The organism is Symbiopectobacterium purcellii (assembly GCF_019797845.1).
In the GTDB taxonomy this organism is placed as follows: domain Bacteria; phylum Pseudomonadota; class Gammaproteobacteria; order Enterobacterales; family Enterobacteriaceae; genus Symbiopectobacterium; species Symbiopectobacterium purcellii.
The window spans coordinates 3,600,122-3,619,427 of record NZ_CP081864.1; the positions used below are offsets into that span (position 1 = coordinate 3,600,122).

The 19,306-nt window shown below is 52.7% G+C and carries 17 protein-coding genes and 2 pseudogenes; 1 reads left to right on the top strand and 18 read right to left on the bottom strand.

What is annotated here, in order from left to right; translation table 11 throughout:
- Positions 1 to 31: 31 nt before the first annotated feature.
- From K6K13_RS16885 to K6K13_RS16960, 16 genes and pseudogenes are all read right to left on the bottom strand, one after another.
- Positions 32 to 2,497 (bottom strand): phage tail fiber protein, encoded by a 2,466-nt coding sequence (locus tag K6K13_RS16885; RefSeq protein WP_222158021.1) that lies wholly within the window; start codon positions 2,495 to 2,497, stop codon positions 32 to 34.
- A gap of 83 nt (positions 2,498 to 2,580) precedes the next feature.
- Entirely contained in the window at positions 2,581 to 6,627 is a 4,047-nt protein-coding gene (locus K6K13_RS23775; RefSeq protein ID WP_222158022.1) for a TipJ family phage tail tip protein, read from the bottom strand.
- Between the two features lie 47 nt (positions 6,628 to 6,674).
- A complete protein-coding gene (locus K6K13_RS16895) occupies positions 6,675 to 6,989 on the bottom strand; it encodes a hypothetical protein (RefSeq protein ID WP_222158023.1) in 315 nt (104 codons plus the stop codon).
- Between the two features lie 94 nt (positions 6,990 to 7,083).
- Positions 7,084 to 7,704: pseudogene (locus tag K6K13_RS16900) on the bottom strand (tail assembly protein).
- Positions 7,688 to 8,416 carry a C40 family peptidase gene (locus tag K6K13_RS16905; RefSeq protein WP_434064583.1) on the bottom strand — a complete coding sequence of 243 codons (729 nt, stop codon included), beginning with the start codon at positions 8,414 to 8,416 and terminating at the stop codon, positions 7,688 to 7,690. Before K6K13_RS16905 ends, K6K13_RS16900 begins: the two are co-directional and overlap by 17 nt.
- Positions 8,417 to 8,420: 4 nt before the next feature.
- A complete protein-coding gene (locus K6K13_RS16910) occupies positions 8,421 to 9,173 on the bottom strand; it encodes a phage minor tail protein L (protein ID WP_222158024.1) in 753 nt (250 codons plus the stop codon).
- A gap of 246 nt (positions 9,174 to 9,419) precedes the next feature.
- Positions 9,420 to 9,584 (bottom strand): phage tail protein, encoded by a 165-nt coding sequence (locus tag K6K13_RS23360; RefSeq protein WP_252120331.1) that lies wholly within the window; start codon positions 9,582 to 9,584, stop codon positions 9,420 to 9,422.
- Positions 9,584 to 10,942, bottom strand: coding sequence for a phage tail tape measure protein (locus K6K13_RS23365; RefSeq protein ID WP_252120332.1), 1,359 nt, complete (start codon positions 10,940 to 10,942; stop codon positions 9,584 to 9,586). Before K6K13_RS23365 ends, K6K13_RS23360 begins: the two co-directional genes overlap by 1 nt.
- Positions 10,923 to 11,186 carry a phage tail assembly protein T gene (locus K6K13_RS16925; protein WP_252120333.1) on the bottom strand — a complete coding sequence of 88 codons (264 nt, stop codon included), beginning with the start codon at positions 11,184 to 11,186 and terminating at the stop codon, positions 10,923 to 10,925. Before K6K13_RS16925 ends, K6K13_RS23365 begins: the two co-directional genes overlap by 20 nt.
- A gap of 62 nt (positions 11,187 to 11,248) precedes the next feature.
- Positions 11,249 to 11,635 (bottom strand): phage tail assembly chaperone G, encoded by a 387-nt coding sequence (gene gpG, locus K6K13_RS16930; RefSeq protein ID WP_222158025.1) that lies wholly within the window; start codon positions 11,633 to 11,635, stop codon positions 11,249 to 11,251.
- A gap of 80 nt (positions 11,636 to 11,715) precedes the next feature.
- A pseudogene (locus K6K13_RS16935) lies at positions 11,716 to 12,186 on the bottom strand (phage tail tube protein); the annotation flags it as partial.
- Between the two features lie 31 nt (positions 12,187 to 12,217).
- Positions 12,218 to 12,595, bottom strand: coding sequence for a phage tail terminator protein (gpU, locus tag K6K13_RS16940; RefSeq protein WP_222158027.1), 378 nt, complete (start codon positions 12,593 to 12,595; stop codon positions 12,218 to 12,220).
- Between the two features lie 64 nt (positions 12,596 to 12,659).
- Positions 12,660 to 13,187 carry a hypothetical protein gene (locus tag K6K13_RS16945; RefSeq protein ID WP_222158028.1) on the bottom strand — a complete coding sequence of 176 codons (528 nt, stop codon included), beginning with the start codon at positions 13,185 to 13,187 and terminating at the stop codon, positions 12,660 to 12,662.
- A gap of 10 nt (positions 13,188 to 13,197) precedes the next feature.
- Positions 13,198 to 13,605, bottom strand: a complete 408-nt coding sequence (locus K6K13_RS16950; RefSeq protein ID WP_252120334.1) for a glycoside hydrolase family protein — start codon at positions 13,603 to 13,605, stop codon at positions 13,198 to 13,200.
- Positions 13,606 to 13,739: 134 nt separating this feature from the next.
- On the bottom strand, positions 13,740 to 13,958 hold the full coding sequence (locus tag K6K13_RS16955; RefSeq protein WP_252120335.1) for a class II holin family protein: 219 nt from the start codon (positions 13,956 to 13,958) through the stop codon (positions 13,740 to 13,742).
- Between the two features lie 1,161 nt (positions 13,959 to 15,119).
- Positions 15,120 to 15,551 carry an antiterminator Q family protein gene (locus K6K13_RS16960; RefSeq protein WP_222161153.1) on the bottom strand — a complete coding sequence of 144 codons (432 nt, stop codon included), beginning with the start codon at positions 15,549 to 15,551 and terminating at the stop codon, positions 15,120 to 15,122.
- 457 nt (positions 15,552 to 16,008) lie between these two features.
- Between K6K13_RS16960 and K6K13_RS16965 the strand changes: the two genes are divergently transcribed.
- Positions 16,009 to 16,743, top strand: a complete 735-nt coding sequence (locus tag K6K13_RS16965; RefSeq protein ID WP_222158030.1) for an XRE family transcriptional regulator — start codon at positions 16,009 to 16,011, stop codon at positions 16,741 to 16,743.
- Between the two features lie 70 nt (positions 16,744 to 16,813).
- Here K6K13_RS16965 and cysH read toward each other — a convergent pair whose 3' ends face one another.
- Positions 16,814 to 17,548 (bottom strand): phosphoadenosine phosphosulfate reductase, encoded by a 735-nt coding sequence (gene cysH / locus K6K13_RS16970; protein WP_222161154.1) that lies wholly within the window; start codon positions 17,546 to 17,548, stop codon positions 16,814 to 16,816.
- 12 nt (positions 17,549 to 17,560) lie between these two features.
- Positions 17,561 to 19,276 (bottom strand): assimilatory sulfite reductase (NADPH) hemoprotein subunit, encoded by a 1,716-nt coding sequence (gene cysI / locus K6K13_RS16975; RefSeq protein WP_222161155.1) that lies wholly within the window; start codon positions 19,274 to 19,276, stop codon positions 17,561 to 17,563.
- Between the last annotated feature and the right edge of the window lie 30 nt (positions 19,277 to 19,306).

Here is a 19,306-nt window from a genome sequence, read left to right on the forward strand (position 1 = left end):
CCGGCCATTGCTGGCCGGCCTGGGGTATTACTTATGCTTGCGTTGAAGTTTCCAAAACAACGTCGTTTTCGGCCTGATTGGGCACCGTTTCAACCACATCCTGCTGCACCTCAACCTCTGGCATTTGTACCCGTACCGAGATAAAGGTGTCGTGCGGAATATCGATCGGGTCACCATTGGCGTAGCCTTCAATCTCATTGCGTGCAAATGCCGGGGCATCCGGGTGTGGCCGATGATAGGTGCGGATAACGATAGAGCCATCCGGGTTTATCTGCTTACTGCCCTCATCACCGCCGTAGTCCACCCACAGGCGAGGCAACTTGTTGCGGCACATCGGCACATCGATCCCCCCGTCATCACCGCCCCAGGCACGATCGGCATTCAGGCCCAGACAACCGGAAATGCGATACCCCCCTTCGCTCAGGCGTTCAGTGGTGATGCCTTCGGCTTCGCTGGTGAGTTCGCTGGTGCCGTCTGCGAACAGCTTCACTACGGGTGATGCGGTTTTCCAGAATCCGTTGGAATCCGCAACGGCGTTATAACCGCTTGCTAGCAATGGGTTATTAGCTCCGCTCCCTATTTGGACTAACGGGATTGAACTGCCGTGGATTGTTGTCGGAGCGGCACCGTCTCCAAGGTGAACAATGTTGGCTGCATTGATGTGAGCAAGGTTATATACGGTGCCGGTCGTTGTTGTGCCACGGAACGCGACAGCATTCGCAGTAACTACAGCGGCTGAGTGCGTTTTTATAGCGCTGATAGTTTGCGCCGTGTTGCTGGAAACAATTGGTGAACTATTCCACTGGAGAGCCGAAGATAATATATTTAAGGTGCCTTGACCTACCGCAGCCGAACCGCCAGTTGCAATAATTCGTGAATCATAATCATGCCCTGAGCCGTTACCAGAAGTGTGAAAGTCAATAAAAGTCGAACTGGCTGCATCTACGCGCCCCAATTCAACGCCGGTATTACCAGAACCAGCTATGACTGCAATTGACTGAAATGTCTGATTGCCGATAAATGATTGCGATGCAGATGTTGTTGCTGGGCTTGGTAGGTTTTTATCAGTCCAAAAATTATGAACCACTTGCGCCGTCTGATTGCCAGCCATAGCGCGAACGCCGAATGATTCACTGCCAATAGATGGGGAAAAACCAATCGATAAAGAGGCGAAAGTATCCCCTGAACGCAAAAGGAGTGTTGGAGAATAGCGTTTATCGTATTGGTTTCCGCCTTGCTCGTTTCGATAAATTCTGCTTCCTATTGCCGTGTTCTTATACCAGGCTAAAAGCGTTGCCTCATCGTAAGAAACTATCTGACCATTACCGCCCCAACCATATGCGCCATTAAGCATCAATGAACCTGTGGTTTGATCGAATTGGGTAGTTTGTTTAACTAAATTTGCGCTAGTCCATAGCGTAGACCAAGGGCTGGCGACACCAGCAGAAATCTGCCGTAACCTGAAATCAATACCGCCACCATCGCGTCCGAGCAAATCCCAACCGTAGGTCCCGGCCTCCTGCACATGAAGCCCCGATGCACCTGTGCCTCCAAAGGGGTTGTCTGCATGATTAGCTGTATAACTAAAGAACCCACAGCCAGCAGCGCCACCGGTGGCACCCGCAGCCCGAGGGCGAGCATTTGCGCCAAGGCCATGACCGCCATTAAGGACTACGGAGCCAGCGGTTGTGTCGTCCTGCGATGATTGTTTAACAAGGTTCTTATCTGTCCAAACGTCATAAACAACTGTTTGCACCCCCGACGTTGTACCGGCAGACATCCTCACACCATGAGCTGTATTCCCTCCACCACTATGTGGCCCGACAGTAATTAGTGACCACATATCATTGGCTCGGGTATAAATTCCAGCGGCGTTTAGCTTTCCGTATGCGCTGTTATAATTAAGCCGAAGCACGCTCCCAGGGGTATTTTCGTCACGCAGGAAAGTCAGCAAATCAGCATCGGAAGTTATTCCTGAGATTCTACCGCTGCCGCCCCACCCCCAGGCTCCGTTTATCAAAAGTGATCCTGCGGTAACATCGAATGGGCCTGTCTGCTTAACCCCTGTCACCTTCCCATCCAGCGCAGCATCCCAAGCCTGCTGAGAGCGAACGGTAACGGTCTGCCAATCAGGCGTAGTGAGTGTAACGTTTCCCGTTCCGGTTAATATCTGCTGCCAGCCAGATAACTGCTGCTGGTAATAGGCAAGCGTTGATGCAAAGTCATGGGCAAACTGTTCAATGGAAACAGCCGGTGAAGTGGGAATGGCATAAGCTTTACCCATTCCCGTTGTGCCAGTAAATGCCGATGCCAACGTTAATTGTGTATCAGATTGCACAGACGCAATTTCATAAATCTGAACAGTGCCAGCAGCGGGCAATAATAACATCCGCCCTGCTGATACACCGTTTAATGAATTAGTGAATTGGGTTCCTGTGCCCGTAATGATTTTGCTGCCGTTAGTGGCAGCTATAGTTCCGGTTTTGTACCAAGACATGAGTCCTCCACACATAACAATTATTCATTTAACAAGACACTATATTGTGTTTATGAAAAGCAAATAAAAAACCTGAAAATAAATCAAGAGTACGATTTATAATTCGCAAATGGTGTCACTGATGACGCTTTAACACCAAATATATACCCACCACTATCATCGTCAGAGACAAGCCCTGCACCAGCACGCCAGCAATAAACCTGTAGTTTTTGCTTTATTTCAGAAATGTTTGCTGGAATAAAAACAGGAGGGATATATACGCGATTACTTTGCCCCTGGCCAGCAACCACTCCACAGATTGTTGTTAAATCCCCCGATGGTGATATAAGAGCCAAAGTGGCATTCTGCCCTCCTTTATTACTAACCCCAATCATCAAGCGAATATTCATAAACATGAATATTCGATCATAGGAAGCTGGCTCTATCTCGATAATATCCTTCCATCCTTCTGGTGGAACGGTAAGTGGCAATTTAAAACCGCTCATCCCTACGGTGTTATTTCCATTTCCAGCATTCTGAAGTTTAACAACATCACCCTCTATCTTATCAGCATAAACCGTGCCATTAAATGTGCCATCGGTAGCATAAACAGCACCTCTAACTGTCACATTGTTAAACTCAGCGCCACCAGAAACAAAGTCTATTTTTAACCCTTCAATACCTTTTAGATAATTATCAGATTGCAGACCATCTGATATTTTTGCTCTGGTAATCGCTGCATCATTAATTTTAGCATTAGTGATCGTTGCATCCCCAATCACCGCACTATTTAATATCGCTTGCGTTCCCTGCGTCGTAAACACAGGAGTTGGCGTCCCCCCTGCATTCGTCATGATCGACGTTCTGTCAGCTAACAAAATAATATTTGACTGCATCCCGGCAGTTGAATTTGAAACATCCAGACCAATACCTGCCAGATATTGTTTCCCATTGGCATCAACACCAACCTTGATCGTTCGTGATGCCGACAATTTATCGTCAATATCATTAACAACGCTGCTGATATCACTAATTTCAGTTGAGACACCATTTACCGTTGCCGTTAATTGACTGATTTGCGTTCCCTGGGCTGTAATGGCATTCCCCTGCTGTGTAGCTGTTGCAGTCACCGCATTCACACTCTGCACCGCACCATTAGCGGTTGATTGCGCAGTATCAGCGGTTTGCTGCGCCGCCCCCACTGACGCGGTGATCTGCGTGATAGACTGACCTTGCGAAGTGATGGTATTCCCGTGCTGCGTCACAGAGGTGGTGAGCCCATCAATGGCAGTTGTATTGGCTGAAATGCCTGACTGAGCCTCAGTCATTTGGCTATTTAGCGTGGTAATCTGCAGAGACGTGGTTTCGTTTTGCGTTGCCACCGTCTGCTGCAACTGCGTCAGATTGCTGTTAGTTGTGCCAATATTCGATTGCATTTCCAGCATCGCAATCGTTCTGGCCTCAACTTCATTGGCGATTGCAGTACGCGTTTCTGTTATTTCTGCCACCCTGTCGCCGTTCTGTGTGCGCCAGCGCCGTGTTTCAGCATCGTTAGCCAGGCTGTTACGAATAATCGCTTTCGCCTGTTCAATGCTGTTCAGCAGACCGTCTGAGATTTGCTGGGTATGATTATCAATCCCACCGACCAGCGATTTCCAAGCATCGGTTTCAGTGATTTCATCCACAATCACATCGGTAATATCACTAACGTCAGTACTCGATTCCCCAACAATCCACCCCGTCCACGGCCCCTGATTGCCAGACTTGTCAACGATACGGGCGCGGTAAAAGAACGCCTGACCGACGCTGAGCCCCATTTGCTGATACGTGCGAGTGGGGTACACCACATCGGTCAGCAGCAACACGTTCTGGCCGTCGCGGGTCGGGGAATACTGAATCTCGGTTTTCAGGGTATCGTCGGTGTCGGCAGGGAATTGCCAGTCGAGTTGGACACCGAACACCAGCGAGGTGGTGGTAAAACTGGCCAGTGCCGGCGGATTACCCACTTTCCCTGTTAGCGTGGTTTCCTGCGCGTTGGCCCACAGGCTGGAGATCTCCGTGGCATTGATGGCGCGCACGCGCGCTTGATAACGCCCGGCGTAAATACCCGATACCTCAACGCCCTGTGCCGAGGTGCGCGCCGCGCTGATCCAGTTGCCGTTATCACGCCGCCATTGCACTTCATAGGCAATGGCACTGTCCGCCTTGTCCCAGGTAATGCGCAGGGTAGTGATATTGATACCTTGCTCGATGCGGTTATCGCTAGTGATCACCACGTTGTCCGGCGCAGGCTGTACCGAAGGTGGAACCAGACTGATGGGGCGAGATTCAATGCGCGCGCCGGTATCAATTTTGGCGAATTTATCCTGATCGAATTCGATGGCCGTGATATCAAAGGAAGCGCTGTCCTCGCCCTCTTTCACACCAATGATGCGATACAGTTGCAGCGCCAGGTCGCTAGCATCGACAGCCCATACCGACTCGGGCACCGGCGTTTCGCTATACGCCGTGGTAACGGTGACCACCTCGTCGTTCACCGCCTCAATAGTGCGCCCCTCTGCTTTGCCACTCGGCAGGTTGGGAATCAGGCGTTCACCGATGGCTGCGGAAGAGACACGGTCAAGCATAATGTTACGTCCGTCTACTGCACTGATACGCCCGCCTAACGGACGCCCAGCCAGCAAAGCATCAGCGATACCGACAACCGTGCCGGGGACCGGAATATCCCCGTCCAGCCCCATAGTATAAGAGACGGTGCGATCGGCATCGTTGGTGTGCAATATCCATTTACCGCGCCGAATCGCTTCGGTCTGGCGCGTACAGCCAATTGCGGTCACATCGGCCTGTTTAATGCCGTAGCGCCGCACCAGTTTGTTATCCGCAACGGCTTCCACCGCGTCCTGATAGGCGTTATCGGGATCGGACCAGGCCACCATCGCCGTGCTGTAGTGCGTTTTGCTGCTGGCGTTGCTGTAGGTAAAGCGCCCGTCGCGCACATTGGCACGGGTGACCACGTAATCCATCTCGCGCGGCATATCGGACAGCACGTTCATCTGATTATTGGCCCAGAACGAGGAGCCACGAAAGATCGCCGCCAGATCGTTGAGCACCGTCCATGCCTCTTCTTGCGATTGGATGTACACATCGCACAAAAAGCGCGGTTCCGTGCCGCTGCCGCCATGACCATCCGGCACGAGCTGATCGCAGTACTGAGCAATCTGGTACAACGTCCATTTCGACAGCACCAGATGGGTGGCTTTGATACGCTCGCCCAGGCCAAAACGTTCGGAAAGCTGAATGTCGTAGTACACCCAGGCTGGGTTGTTGGAGAATGCCCACTTGAAGGTGCCATCCCAACTGCCCGAGTAGCGCCGCGTTTGCACATCATAGTTGGTGGGAACGCGGATAATTCGCCCGTCCGGCTCGCAGGAGACGACCGGAATATTTTGAAACTGCTGCGCGTCAAACTGCATCAGCAGTAGCGCCGTTTCCGGGTAGCGCAGCTTGGCATCAATCACTTCGGTAATGGCTTCGATCGCCATCTTATCGGCAATACGATTGCTGGTGGAATTGGGCGTGATGCGGCGCACGCGGATCTGCCAACCGGTGGATGCTGTGGGCAGATCGATACGGTGGCTGCGTTCATATGACGTGGTGGTTTTGCCATCAATCTCCGTTTTCAGCACTTCACGGTAGCTGCCGCCGTCCGTGGCGATATCAATGGCATATTCAATACGATAGCCGCCCACGTCACCGTTATCATGCTGCTGTTGCAGTGCCGCCCAGGAGAAGCGTAAGCGCACCGCTGAGAGGTTGATATTGGGCAACAAACGCGTCCACGGCGTTTTACTGGTCAGTTCGGTGCTTACCGCGATCTCATTTTCAACGCCGGGAAAACCGGGAATATAACTTTGGTCGGGCGTACCGGGACGAAACGCCCACGACACGCCGGAAAAATTGGCGTTGCCGTTGCTGTCGTTAAGCGGCGTACCGTCAAGAAAAATACGCGAGCCATCCAGATTCCCGGCAAATTCTCCTTCCCCCAGCGCCAACAGTATTTTGGCGTAGGAGGTGGATTGAATAGAATCTGGCGACTCAACGGGAACGCGCGCGTTCGCGCTGCCGCCTTTGCTGCCTTTGATCGCTGTCATGGGTACTCCATTAAAAAGAAAACCCGCTCAAGGCGGGTTTATCGGCATCAGGATTTGTGTCGTTTCTTCCAGGTATCTATCATCTCTTGCGTCACTTCATTCTTATAACAGATCGGCGAATAGCCCCCAGGTCGGCTCCATGCGCTGCGTTTTCCACAGCTGCTACCGTTACGTGCGGAATGATAGGGACACGGGCAATTTCCCGAATACGCAGCAATAGACTCATCGATGATGGCTTGTTTTATTTGATCGTTATTGACGGGCTGCGCTTTGGCGATAGCAACTTCCGGCAATAACAATACGGAGAAAAACAGGGTTGGCAGAAACACTAATTGCAGTGGCAATAATAAGAGTGCTTTCATTTTTTTTTACCTTGGCTGTGTGCAGATGCTTGCTGTGTACAGATAATGGTAAATAAAGCACGACAGCCGCGGTAAAACGGTGATGAAGGCAAAATTACTGCTGGTCTTCGGCGTAAATTCCGGCAGAAATAATCGCGCCGCCAATACGACGGCGGCCATAAAGAATCGGCACCGGGTTACCCTGCGCAATGGAGTTAACCGGCCCACCAAATGCATAGGAAGGATTATTATCGGGGGACTGGCGCATGGAAATGCCGCCTTGAACCGGAGTGAGCATTTGCACCACGCCACCTAGCATCAGTACGCCACCCATTTTCATTAACGCGGAACCCCATGCCCCCCCGCCTAACGCTTGTCCCCAAGGGGTGAAGGATCCAAACGCGCCAACAACAACCAAAACAGCCCCTAATATCGTTTGTAATATCCCTGCATTTTTACTTCCGACAACAATGGGAGCGATGCGAATCTAATGGCTAACGTTAAAATCCAGCTCATCTTTAGACAAATTATGCTGACCATCAAAAACCGCATAGGTCAGCCCACGGGATTTACTCGTCAGCAGAAACTTTTCAAAACCGGGAATAATCACCCCCAGCGCTTTAATGGCTTCCTGCCGGGTTTCCACCGCCAGGCGATGCACGCGGCCAAAGGTTGCACCCAATACGCCGTAAAGCCGAATGGTTTTTAACGGCTGATACTCAATGGCTAGCGTCATGATTTCCTCCGGTATAACGCAGTCGGATAATGGTTCTGTCCAGCCAGTAGCCGCCGTAGGGCACTTTCTGGCTGAGCTGACCGTACATATGGTGCAACATTTCACCGTTGCCAACGTAGACGCCAGCATGATTCGGCTCGCTGGCGCGCACTTGCATAATGATCACGTCACCCGGCGCAATATCATCGGTCACCGGCGTAAAGCCTGCGTCACGGTAGTGTGTCATATACAGGTTTTCGCCACGGTTCCACCAGTCGTCCGTGCGCGCAAAATTCGGCAGTTGGATGTTGCGCTCCAGTTGATACCAGTCGCGCACAATGGCATAGCAATCCCAAATGCCGTGCACAAAAGGGCGCGCCAGCAGGGGTTTAATCCCCTGCTGCGGCATCAGGGTGCGCACATCACCTTCCGGCCAACTGACGATCACCCAGGGCAGTTGCGATTGATCGCACTGGGCAAGATCGACGGCGCTGGGCGTGGTGGTGGCATCGGGATGGCTGTGCACGATCGCCACCAGCGTGCCGCTGTCCTCCGCCTGCGCATAGTCCTCGGGGCTCATGATAAAATGATCCTGCGGTGCCTGTGCCAGATTGCGGCAAGGCAGGTAGCGTTGCCGCCGTTGATTGTGCACGACCACCCCGCACGCTTCGCGCGGATATTCTTGCTCTGCGTGGGCGAGGATCTCGCTGACGATCAAATTTCCCAGTTTCACGTTATTACCTCTTAATCAGTGCCGACCCCGGAAAGCCGCCGAACGGCAATTCGGCCGCCTCGCCAAATCGCGGTTTGCAGCCAGTGGAAAGCAGCCCGGAGCACTCATCCTTTGCCGGATCATCGACCGGATTGCCGTCAATATCGAAATAGCGCGATCCGGTGTAACCACAGGATGCGCCGCGATACTGTCCGCGAGCGCACCAGGTACACAGGCTGTGAATCTGCCGGGTGGGGATCATGACTCCCTGCAAATCAGCGGGCGAGGAGAGATTGAACGTCACCGATTCGCTATCCTCGTTTGCCTTGCTGTCGATGTACCAGACCTCCAGCCGCTCTTGCGTCGGGTCAGCGCTGTTGTTGCCATCAGGGAAATTGCGCGCATCCAGATAGTGGGCAAAGGTGGTATGAATCCGCACCGTGGCCTGCGCCAGATTTTGGTAGACCAGACACAACGCGGTGATGGTGCCATCGATATTGCCGACCGCCAGCGTGGGCGTGGGAGCGCTGCCATCGCTGGTCATTTCCAGCCCCTCAATATGCGTCGGCCACGCCTTGTACTCTTTTCCCTGCCACCAGAGGGATTTTGCCGGAAGTTTACTTTCCTCCCCCGCAGCGGCGGCAATCTCGTCGGCGCTGTGCGGGATAGGATGGTTGTGAAAATAGAGTTCCGGGCCATCGAATGCGGTGCAATCCACTTCAAACAAGCGCACGCGATCGCCCGGCGCCAACTGTTGGGCGTCGAGATTGATAGACATCGGGTCTCCAGAGACAAAAAAACCAGCGCGCAGGCTGGGGAAGGATGATGAAAGCGGCGCTAATTACACGCCATACCACTGGACGAAGGTGGCGGTGATCACCCCTTGAACATTACCGGCCGGAGCAAACTTTATCGAGTCCTCCACCACCCGATAAAGCCCCGGCTTTTCATGCGGGGGAGTCCATTGGAATGATTTCTTGCGATGACGCCGCAAGAAATCGCGAATCTCGACAGCGGTGTCGAGCTAGCCGCGAAACGCATAGGGAAAGGTGATGGTTTCCCCGTTTAACCCCGTGCCGGACAGTTGCGTATAGCCATCGCCAAACTGCACTTTGCGTACCGTTTCGTTGTATTGCACCTCGGGCTGATTGCCGATTTGCAGCGGCCAGTGAAATGTTTCAATTGCCATTAGCTTCTCCGCCCTTTCATTGCCGTGCTCAACATGCGTCCCTGCCCCATTTCCCGGGTCAGCAGCGATTTAAAGCGTTGATCGACAAAGCTGCCGATCTCACTGCCAAATTGCGCCAACCCGGCCGATGAGGTCTGAGAGATGCGGCCATCGCTGGCAATATTGATACTGACCTGCGGCGCCGTATTGCCACTCACGCCGCCCACGGCTCGTACGCCCAGAACCCCATTGGCGTTGCGTGTCAGCGGCATAATGGCTTCCGGTCCGGCCTCACCCATCAATCCCGCCCCTTTGGCGAAGGCAAACAGCGTGGGGCGATCGACCACCTGCCCCGAATAGGCCGACAGACTGGATGAGGTATACACCCCCCCTTTGGCATTGGCTTTGGCGGTGAAACCAAACGCGCCCATTAACGCATTCATCCCCTGCACCAGCGCCGACTTCACGGCGATTTCCGCCAACATGCCCAATACCGATTCAGCGAAAGAGGAGAAATTGAGTTTTCCGGTCCGCACAAAATTCATCACGCTATTATCCAACTGTTGGAATGCCGCGTCGCCTCCGGCCTGAATAATGGAATAGGAGTCCAGCGCGCTCTCGGAATATTTCCCCCAGGATTCACTCAGGCCATCGACCCAGGTTTTGCCGCTATTTTTATTCGAGGTTCCGTCGTCCTGCCCGTTAATGCTCCTCTGGACATCGTTACGCTGCGCCGCGGTGGTTGCCGGATTTGAAGAGGCGCTCTGCTTATTTTTACCCTGGTCTTTATCCTTATCGTTATCCTTGGTGGTTGTCGAAATATCGAAAAAACCAAGAATAGCGTTAACGCCTTCGACCATTGATGCCCTTAACGCTACGTTCGCTAACATACTCAACATGGATTCGGCAAAATTCGAGAGATTCAGTTTGCCGGTTTTCACAAAGCGCGTTAATCCCGCGTCCAGCGTTTTAAATGCTGCCTCGCCGCCGGTTTTCACCTGGGTATAAGTATCTGAAGCCACTTTGGCATAGTCGCTCCATGACTCAATCAGGCCCTCCCGCCAGGTTTTCACCTTCGTTTCATCTTTGGATTGATCGGTGCCAATGCCATTCAGCCCTGCCAGCATATAGCCACTGGTATCGTTAAAATCAGCGCGCCCTTGCGCCATTACCCGTTGTGCCGACCAGGTGCCCGGCTGAGCTCGCACATCGCTCGCTTTCAACGCCGCACTCTGCTGAGCGACCAATTGAGAAAAACGCTGCGTCGCCTGGGTAACGACACTTCCCAGCGACAGCAAATCCTGCTGCACGCGCAGCACGCTGCTGTTTAACAACACAGCGTTAAAATTTAATGCCTGTTCATCGATTGTCTGGGCCATAACGAACCCCTCCAAATAATCCTTCGCCTATTACCATCAGTTCATCATCACTCATCGTTTCAGGCTCAACCGTTGGCTGTAACAGGCTGAGTTGCTGTAACGGGATGTCTTGATGACCCGTTAACGCCAGCATGGTGGCACGCAGAGCGCAGCACTCCGCATCCAGCAGCACATCGGAAAAGTAGTGCTCCTGATAGAACGCAAACCATTCGGATAACTCGCTGGAAGAGAGCTCAGACAGCATCGTGCGCCAGTCATGACGCCGGAACTACCGAGCCAGACGCATCGCAAAACGCACCTGTGCGGCTAAGACTTTCCCGGCGTACTGGAAGTACTCTCATCGGCGGGTTCCTCACTGGCACTTTCAGGCACGATGCCGCTGAGTTGCTGAACCAGCAAAGCGGCCTCATTGATCAAGCGCGGTGGCCAGTCGTTGAGCACCTGATTGAAAATGTCATCCAGGGCGCGTTCCCGATCCTGTTGCCACAGCGAGCGGGATACCAGCCAGGCGTGCAGTTTGATGGTCAGACTGCCAAAAATGGCCATTTTATTGGCCTCAGGGATAGCGTCAGGAATGTTCTCCAACGCACTCATGTGTTCAACAATCGCTTCGAGATACTCGATGCGCTGCAACCCTGACAGCTCAGACAGCACCACCTGATTGGGGCCAAAAGGCTCGGTTTTCAGGTACATGTGTTCTCCTTGATAGGATGTTTACCGATTAAGCCCCGCGTGCGCGGGGCATAAAAAAAGCAGCATCGGCTGCCTTAAGGCGTTACCGCCGCCGGTGCGTCTTCCGCCAGCACCGGCTTACCGGTATTGGTGACCTTCGCGGTGCGGGTGATCACTTCCTTAACAGGAATCGATTTCCCTAACGCACTGACCCAGCCCTTAAACACATCAACCACGCCGTTGGCATACTTGATCTTGTAGCCGCGCACGGCACCGGAGGTAAACCAATCCACCAGTTCCTGTTGCCCCAGATCGCCGGCTTTCCATGCCAGGGTGAAACTGGTGTCTCCGGCGGATTTGATACCCTGCGCGGTATCGCTCCATCCGGCGTTTTCACCGTCCAGATAGGTGTTATCGAAGGATTCCGCCGTCATCTCGCCCGGCGTCAACTCTTTGACCTGCGCCAGACGGGTCCAACCGCTGTCGCCCGTTGGGTTGGCATACGGGTCACCGGTGCCGGTAAAAACCCAAAGCGTGGTTCCTGCACCTTTAATGGCTTCTGTTGTAGACATAATGGCCTCACTGATAATAAGTTATTGAAAATTAGAGGTCTGCAGACCTCCAAATGCTCCCTTCTTCATCGAGTCGATAGTCATATCGCTGCGTTGAGAAGGTTTCCGTGCTCTCCTTAAGCGCTGATACTGACATCAGCACAGGGGAAATTTTCTGCGCCATCTTTTCATCCAGCGTCGAATCCGGGCTTCCCGCCTGTTCGAAAAGCGCAACGTGCAGATTGGCTTGCCACAGCGCCTCATCCAGTGCGTTTTCCACCGGTTGTGCATCACTGATGTAGACCGCGATGGCGGGCAAGCTGTCTGACGCTAAGGCGACGGGACGTCCGTCAAGAAAAGTGGTGTGTTCGGTGATGGCGGCGCGCAGCGCAGCCAAAACGGCAGCACGTAGCTGCATGTGCTTGATCATGATTGGCATGTCATCCGTAGTTGTTTGTCAGGGAGAGACGTACTGGCACTCAGCGGACAGCGAATTACTTTCTGTCGGCCTGTGCCGTACGTATTGCATCAAGCTGGTTGTTGGCCTGTTCCAATGCCGCCAACAGTGGCTCAATCCAGTAAACGGCCTGGGCATAGGTCAATCGGCAATCGGCGGTAGCGGCACCACGACCGGCTGCGTTAGCGTCTGGGGCAACGCTGTGCACGACGCTGGCACGTAAACGGTGCGCGTCGTCGAGCAACCGCCCAGACACAGCATCAGGCACGCACTGACGCCCCACGGGATCGCGCTTGACTGTCGTGCGGTAAATAATCTGTTTTTCATCCGAGTCGGCCTTGATAGAGAGACTGTGCTGATAAGCATCGGCAGCTATCTGGTTCACGCGCTGAAACGTAAACGCCTGCTGCGCGATAATCGATTGTTGCTGCGTCTGGCGCAGCTCGCTGGATTGTTTGTCACGAGCGGCAATATCAGCCTCCCAACGAATCCCTTGTAGAGACCAACCGGCACCAAAGGCAGCCACGAGGGCCCCCGCGATCAGTAATACGTAGATTTTCATCATCGGGCTATTTCTACTCAGCCAGGCACAGCGCCTGCTCTTTAGCGCGTCGCGCCACCAACCCCGGAAGCACCTCCTGCCCGACATAGACCCAACGGCTAAGTTGATGACAGGCAGCAAGGTAAGATCCCGTCGTCAAATAGCGGTACAACGTGGAGGCCAGAAAATTCGAACAGCCAACGTTGAACACGAAGCTGCCGACACCATCAAAAACATTCTGCGGCAAGCGCGCGCCCAATTTGCGCTCAACGTTCTGCTCAAGGCAGTTTTGCGCATCCAGCTGATCTTCCGCGAACCAGCGGGCAATCTGTCGATCATCGGCCAGCGTGTCCCCCCCCTGTAACACGTCGCGTATGGCCAATGCCCTGAGTGCTGATGCGGGCTGGGCACTGGTAAACATCCCGTCGGCATCCCTCAGCATTCCCCATCACCTCCATCGCAGCCTGGCTGAAGCGCAAGGTATTGCCCTGTTGGGAGTGATAGCTATCGCTATTATTCAGCACCATGGCGATGATCACGCTAACAGAGCAAAACGCAGCAGTGACTATCTTGCGTCTACTCATTATGCATTCCCTCTTCTCTGCGCCGGTCTTCCCTGATTTTGAAAAACAAATTCACCAGAAAAGTCAGCAGACCAAACAACAAACTCCCCATCACACCAATGGCTGTCCACTGGTTAGGAGAAACGGCATCCAGTAACTGAAGCATCCAGTAGCTGCCGGTAGCCCCCGAAGCACCATAGGAGATGCCCGTCGTCAATTTATACATACGCATAACCTCACCGCCGTCGTACGGGGTGCCTACAGTGATAAGAATAAAAAGCGGAAAGTGGTTATTAATAACGCTCCGGCATCTCAATTGCCGTGATGTCGAAGTAATGAGAGAGGCGCTACACCGGTATGCAGAATAAATTTAAAAAAAGTTAAACAAGCCACACGACTATTAACATCATACATTCGTAAAAACAAAAAGGCCTCGCGCAAGCGAAGCCTTTTTTATGGTTTCTGTAAATTAACGATTTTTAACAGACTAACTTGTCATTTGGAATTCCACAACATTTTTAATATCTGTTTTAATCAGAGGATGGCTTTTTATGATATCGAACCAAATAAGCATTTTTTGTAGAATAAATGTCTTTTTGGAATTCCACAACCATTTTCTAAACGCACACGATAAAAAATGATATCGCCATTCTGTTTATACGTGGCAATACATTCACGCCCGGTAATTATTTCGCAGGCCCCGTATATTGCAGCGTAATGGGTGTTCTATCCCACTCCCAATTTGATTTAGTTTGTTGCTGCCAGCCATTGTCCCACATGCAGTCGTGATAGGAACTGTTACGACTGCCGTCGTTAACATCCGTGACATAGCTCTGTAATTCCTCAACGTCATAAGTTCTATACTTTTTCCCACCGCACCACCGTTTATAATTACAAGGCTCAGTGACAGTGCGGTAGTTGGTGCGGTTGATCACTTCATTGCGAACCGGGAATCGCTGTTCAGCGCTAACCCGGCATAGGGATCTTGAAGTAACATGATCAGTCGGGTTATCGCGAATTTTCACCCACCGCGTCGAACACCCAGAAAGCAACACAGGAACCAACATGAATAACAGCAGCGTCTACATCATAGGCCTCGTTAAAGGACGAAGTGGCAACATGACTTTCAATTTTTGCGATAAGACTAATCTGGAATATTCCTGATTTACTGTTTGGGTTGGTGATTACGAAGGCAATGCACTCCTCTGTCATGCGTTCAATAGTGAACGATACTACACGCACAAATACACCTTTCTTTGCGAAAAATCAAAATATATATGTACATCCCTTCCCCTATCCGTTAATGAGGACAATGAGCCATTCGAAAAAAAATGCTTGTCATAAGGAATGAATTTCGCATTAGGAATAGGATGAAATAATCATTTTTATCAGACTACATTGCCTTTTGGAATTCCACCACCTTTTTTATTTTCGGCGTATAAACCAGCTCTTTCTGACATTCAAGATCGATATCCAGTTTGATATCCATCATGCTCAGACAGCCATCAATAAATCCTTCTGCCATTTGTAACTGTTTTAGCACCAACGTATGTGAAATGCCCAATTTGGTACCAATTACCCTCACTGGCAGGCCGAGCACATAGTGCCATTCCAATAGCACATGCAGGTACGGGTCGCGTTTTTTCAGACACGCCATCGCCCCATTGACAATCAACCCATCGTCATCGCAACACGACGGGCGCGAGCGCTGGCTGGAGGGCAGCAACCCGCGGAAGCCCGCCGCCACCGAAGAGTAATACAGTCCGTGTTCGGTATGAGAGGCCCATGCGCCATAGCGCTCGAGCACCTTTTGGATATCACGAATCATCTCGCCACCTTTGTTGTTTGTATACCCTAAATAATTCGAGTTGCAGGAAGGCGGCAAGTGAATGACAAATTTGTTTGAAACAAATTTGAACAGCGCCTGCGCTGGCCCGTTGGGTGAACCTCATGAATGAGGTTCATTCATCCCGATGAGCTTACTTAGGTAAGTGATTCGGGTGAGTGAACGCAGCCAACGCACCTGCAACGTGAAGTATGACGGGTATATACCGTTATCTGGCAAGACCAGTAGGTTCTTGCCGCACCATCCCCCCTGGAGTAACAAAAGAGCGGCAGTCATAGACTGCCACCGAAAAGCAATTGATTTAATTAAGCACTAACGTCCATTACTCACGCGTAGTCGGTGTTGTTAGTGTAACAATACCTTTAGCTATCGATAATAGCAAAAGGCATTGCCTTTTCACTTGAAAAGCAATAGCGAGTGCTATAAAGTTACTGACATGAAAACGATGAACACTTTGGCAGAACGGCTTAACCATGCGATGTCGCTGACGGGAACGACTCAGGGGCAACTGGCACGCGCCGTTAACATGGCTCAGCCGACCATCTGGCGCTTGACCTCCGGTCAGGCGAAAGGAACATCGCGTATGATTGATATCGCCAATGCGCTGGGAGTCCGTCCTGAATGGCTGGCAAATGGTGATGAACCCATGCGTGCGCCAGTGGTAGCACCTTACGATTCTCGCTCCAACATTCCGCCGGAATCCCAGTGGGGAACGGTTGACGTGTGGGACAGCCACACCCCCTTGCGGGATGATGAAGTGGAAGTGCCGTTTCTGAAAGATATTGAATTCGCCTGCGGAACTGGGCGCATCATGAATGAAGATCATAACGGGTTTAAGCTGCGGTTTTCCAAATCGACCCTACGCCGCGTCGGTGCGAATTCGGATGGCTCCGGCGTACTCTGTTTCCCGGCCAAGGGCGACAGCATGGAGCCGTTTATTCCTGATGGCACCACCGTCGCCGTCAACACCAACGATAAGCGCATTATTGATGGCAAGATTTACGCCATCAGCCAAAACGGGTGGAACCGCATCAAACTGCTGTATCAGGTCGGACCGGACACGGTAAGCATCCGCAGCTATAACAGTGCAGAACACCCTGTCGAAGAGAAATCGCTCAGCGACGTCGATATTATTGGCCGCGTGTTCTGGTGGGCGGTGCTGGACTACTGATGACTGAGCCAGCCCAGTGCACAAAAAAGGCCGTTTACCAACGGCCTTTTCCCTTCCAGTACGATGTCACTTACCCCTCATGCAACCCACATTCCCGTTTTAAACCAAAGAAGCGCGTTTCTTCTTCGCTCATTCCCGGTTCCCATTTACGTGTGGTATGCGTATCCCCGACCGACAGGTAACCCTGCTCCCACAGCGGATGATAGGACAAGCCGTGCTGCTTGAGGTATTGATACACCTGCTTGTTATCCCAATCAATGATCGGCAACACTTTGAAGACGCCGCGTTGGATAGCCAGTACCGGCAAATGTCCACGACTGCCGGACTGCTCGCGCCGTAATCCGGCAAACCAGGTCTGAGCCCGTAACTCACTCAGCCCACGGTTCATCGGTTCCACTTTATTTAGCTGGTTGTAATGCTCAATGCCTTCAACGCCCTGTTCCCACAGCTTGCCATAGCGTGCCTCCTGCCAGGCCGGGGAGTGCTCGGCGCGATACACCTTGAGATTAAGTTTCAACTGCTCGACCAGCGCATCGATAAACTGGTAGGTTTCTGGGAACAGGTAGCCGGTATCGGTCAGGATCACCGGAATATCAGGGCGCAGTTGCGTGACCAGATGCAGGCTTACCGCCGCCTGAATGCCGAAACTTGAAGAGAGCACATACTCTCCCGGCAAGTGCTCCAGCGCCCAGGCTACGCGCGCCTCGGCGGAGAGCGTTTCCAACTGGGCGTTGGTTTCTGCCAGCGCTTGCGCCTGCTCCGGTTTGGGTAGCGCATTGAGCGCTTCAAGAGAGAATACCGACATCATGCCTCCCGGTTAATCGTAAAAATCGCGCGCCGGATCCAGTACCGGCTTGATAATGCCGCTACGGATGGCGAAGTCACCGAACCCTTCACTCTGCTGGCGTTCCAGCGCCCAACGACCAATCAAACCGTCCAGTTCGCTCAGGATCTCCGCCTGCGTGATATTTTCGCGGTACATGCGCGGAATGCGTGTGCCTTCACGGTTACCGCCCAGATGCAGGTTATAGCGCCCAATGGCTTTCCCGACCAGACCAATTTCCGCCAGCATGGCGCGCCCACAGCCGTTCGGACAGCCGGTTACCCGCAGAACGATATGCTCGTCGCCCACACCGTGGCGCTGCATAATGCCTTCCACCTCGGTGACAAACTCCGGCAGAAAACGCTCGGCTTCGGCCATCGCCAGCGGACAGGTTGGGAAGGATACGCAAGCCATCGAGTTTTTACGCTGCTCGCTGACACTGTCGTCAATCAAACCGTGCTCGCGTGCCAGCGCGTCAATCTTCGCTTTATTGCGTGTACTCACGCCTGCCACAATCAGGTTCTGGTTCGCCGTCAGACGGAAATCCCCTTTGTGGATTTTGGCTATTTCGGCCAACCCGGTTTTTAGCGGACGGCCTGGGTAATCGAGAATACGGCCATTTTCGATAAACAGCGTCAGGTGCCATTTGCTATCGATGCCTTTCACCCAGCCAATGCGATCGCCACGGCCCGTGAATTCATACGGGCGCACCGATTCAAAAGTCACACCTGCGCGCTTTTCCACTTCGCGTTTGAAAGTGTCAACGCCAACGCGTTCCAGCGTATATTTGGTTTTGGCATTTTTGCGGTTGGTGTGATTACCCCAATCACGTTGCGTAGTCACCACCGCTTCGGCCACGGCCAGCGTATGCTCAATCGGAATATAGCCCAGCTCACTGGCAGTGCGCGGATAGGTTGCCTTATCGCCGTGGGCGATAGAAAGCCCCCCGCCTACCAGCACGTTGAAGCCGACCAGACGGCCATTATCAGCAATGGCAATAAAATTAAGGTCGTTGGCGTGCAGATCCACATCGTTTTGCGGCGGGATCACCACCGTAGTTTTGAACTTGCGCGGTAGATAGGTCGCCCCGAGGATCGGCTCTTCATCGGTCGTAACGACTTTCTCCTGATCCAGCCAGATCTCGGCGTAGGCGCGAGTACGCGGCAGCAGGTGCTCGGAAATCTTCTTCGCCCAGTCATAGGCCTGCTGATGTAACTCGGATTCCACCGGGTTAGAGGTACAAAGCACGTTACGGTTCACATCGTTGGCAGTCGCCAGCGCATCCAGCCCCAGGTGGTTCAGCAGTTGGTGTGCAGGTTTCACGTTCGGCTTGAGGATACCGTGAAACTGGAAGGTTTGGCGGTTGGTAATACGGATGCTGCCATAGAGCGTGCTCTCGGCGGCAAATTTATCGATTCCTAACCACTGCTCCGGCGTCATCACGCCGCCGGGCAAGCGGCAGCGCAGCATCATGGCATGACGTGGCCCCAGCTTTTGCTCGGCACGCTCAGCGCGAATATCGCGGTCATCCTGCTGATACATGCCGTGAAAACGGATCAGCAAAAAGTTGTCGCCGTTAAAACCGCCCGTCAGCCCTTCCTGCAAATCTTCAGCGATGGTGCCGCGCAGGTAGTTACTCTCCCGCTTCAGGCGCTCCGCATCAGCGAGTTTCCCCTCTACCACTAACGGGCCGGGATAGCGTTCATCGATTGGTAATTTTTCGCTCATGGATAGTGATCT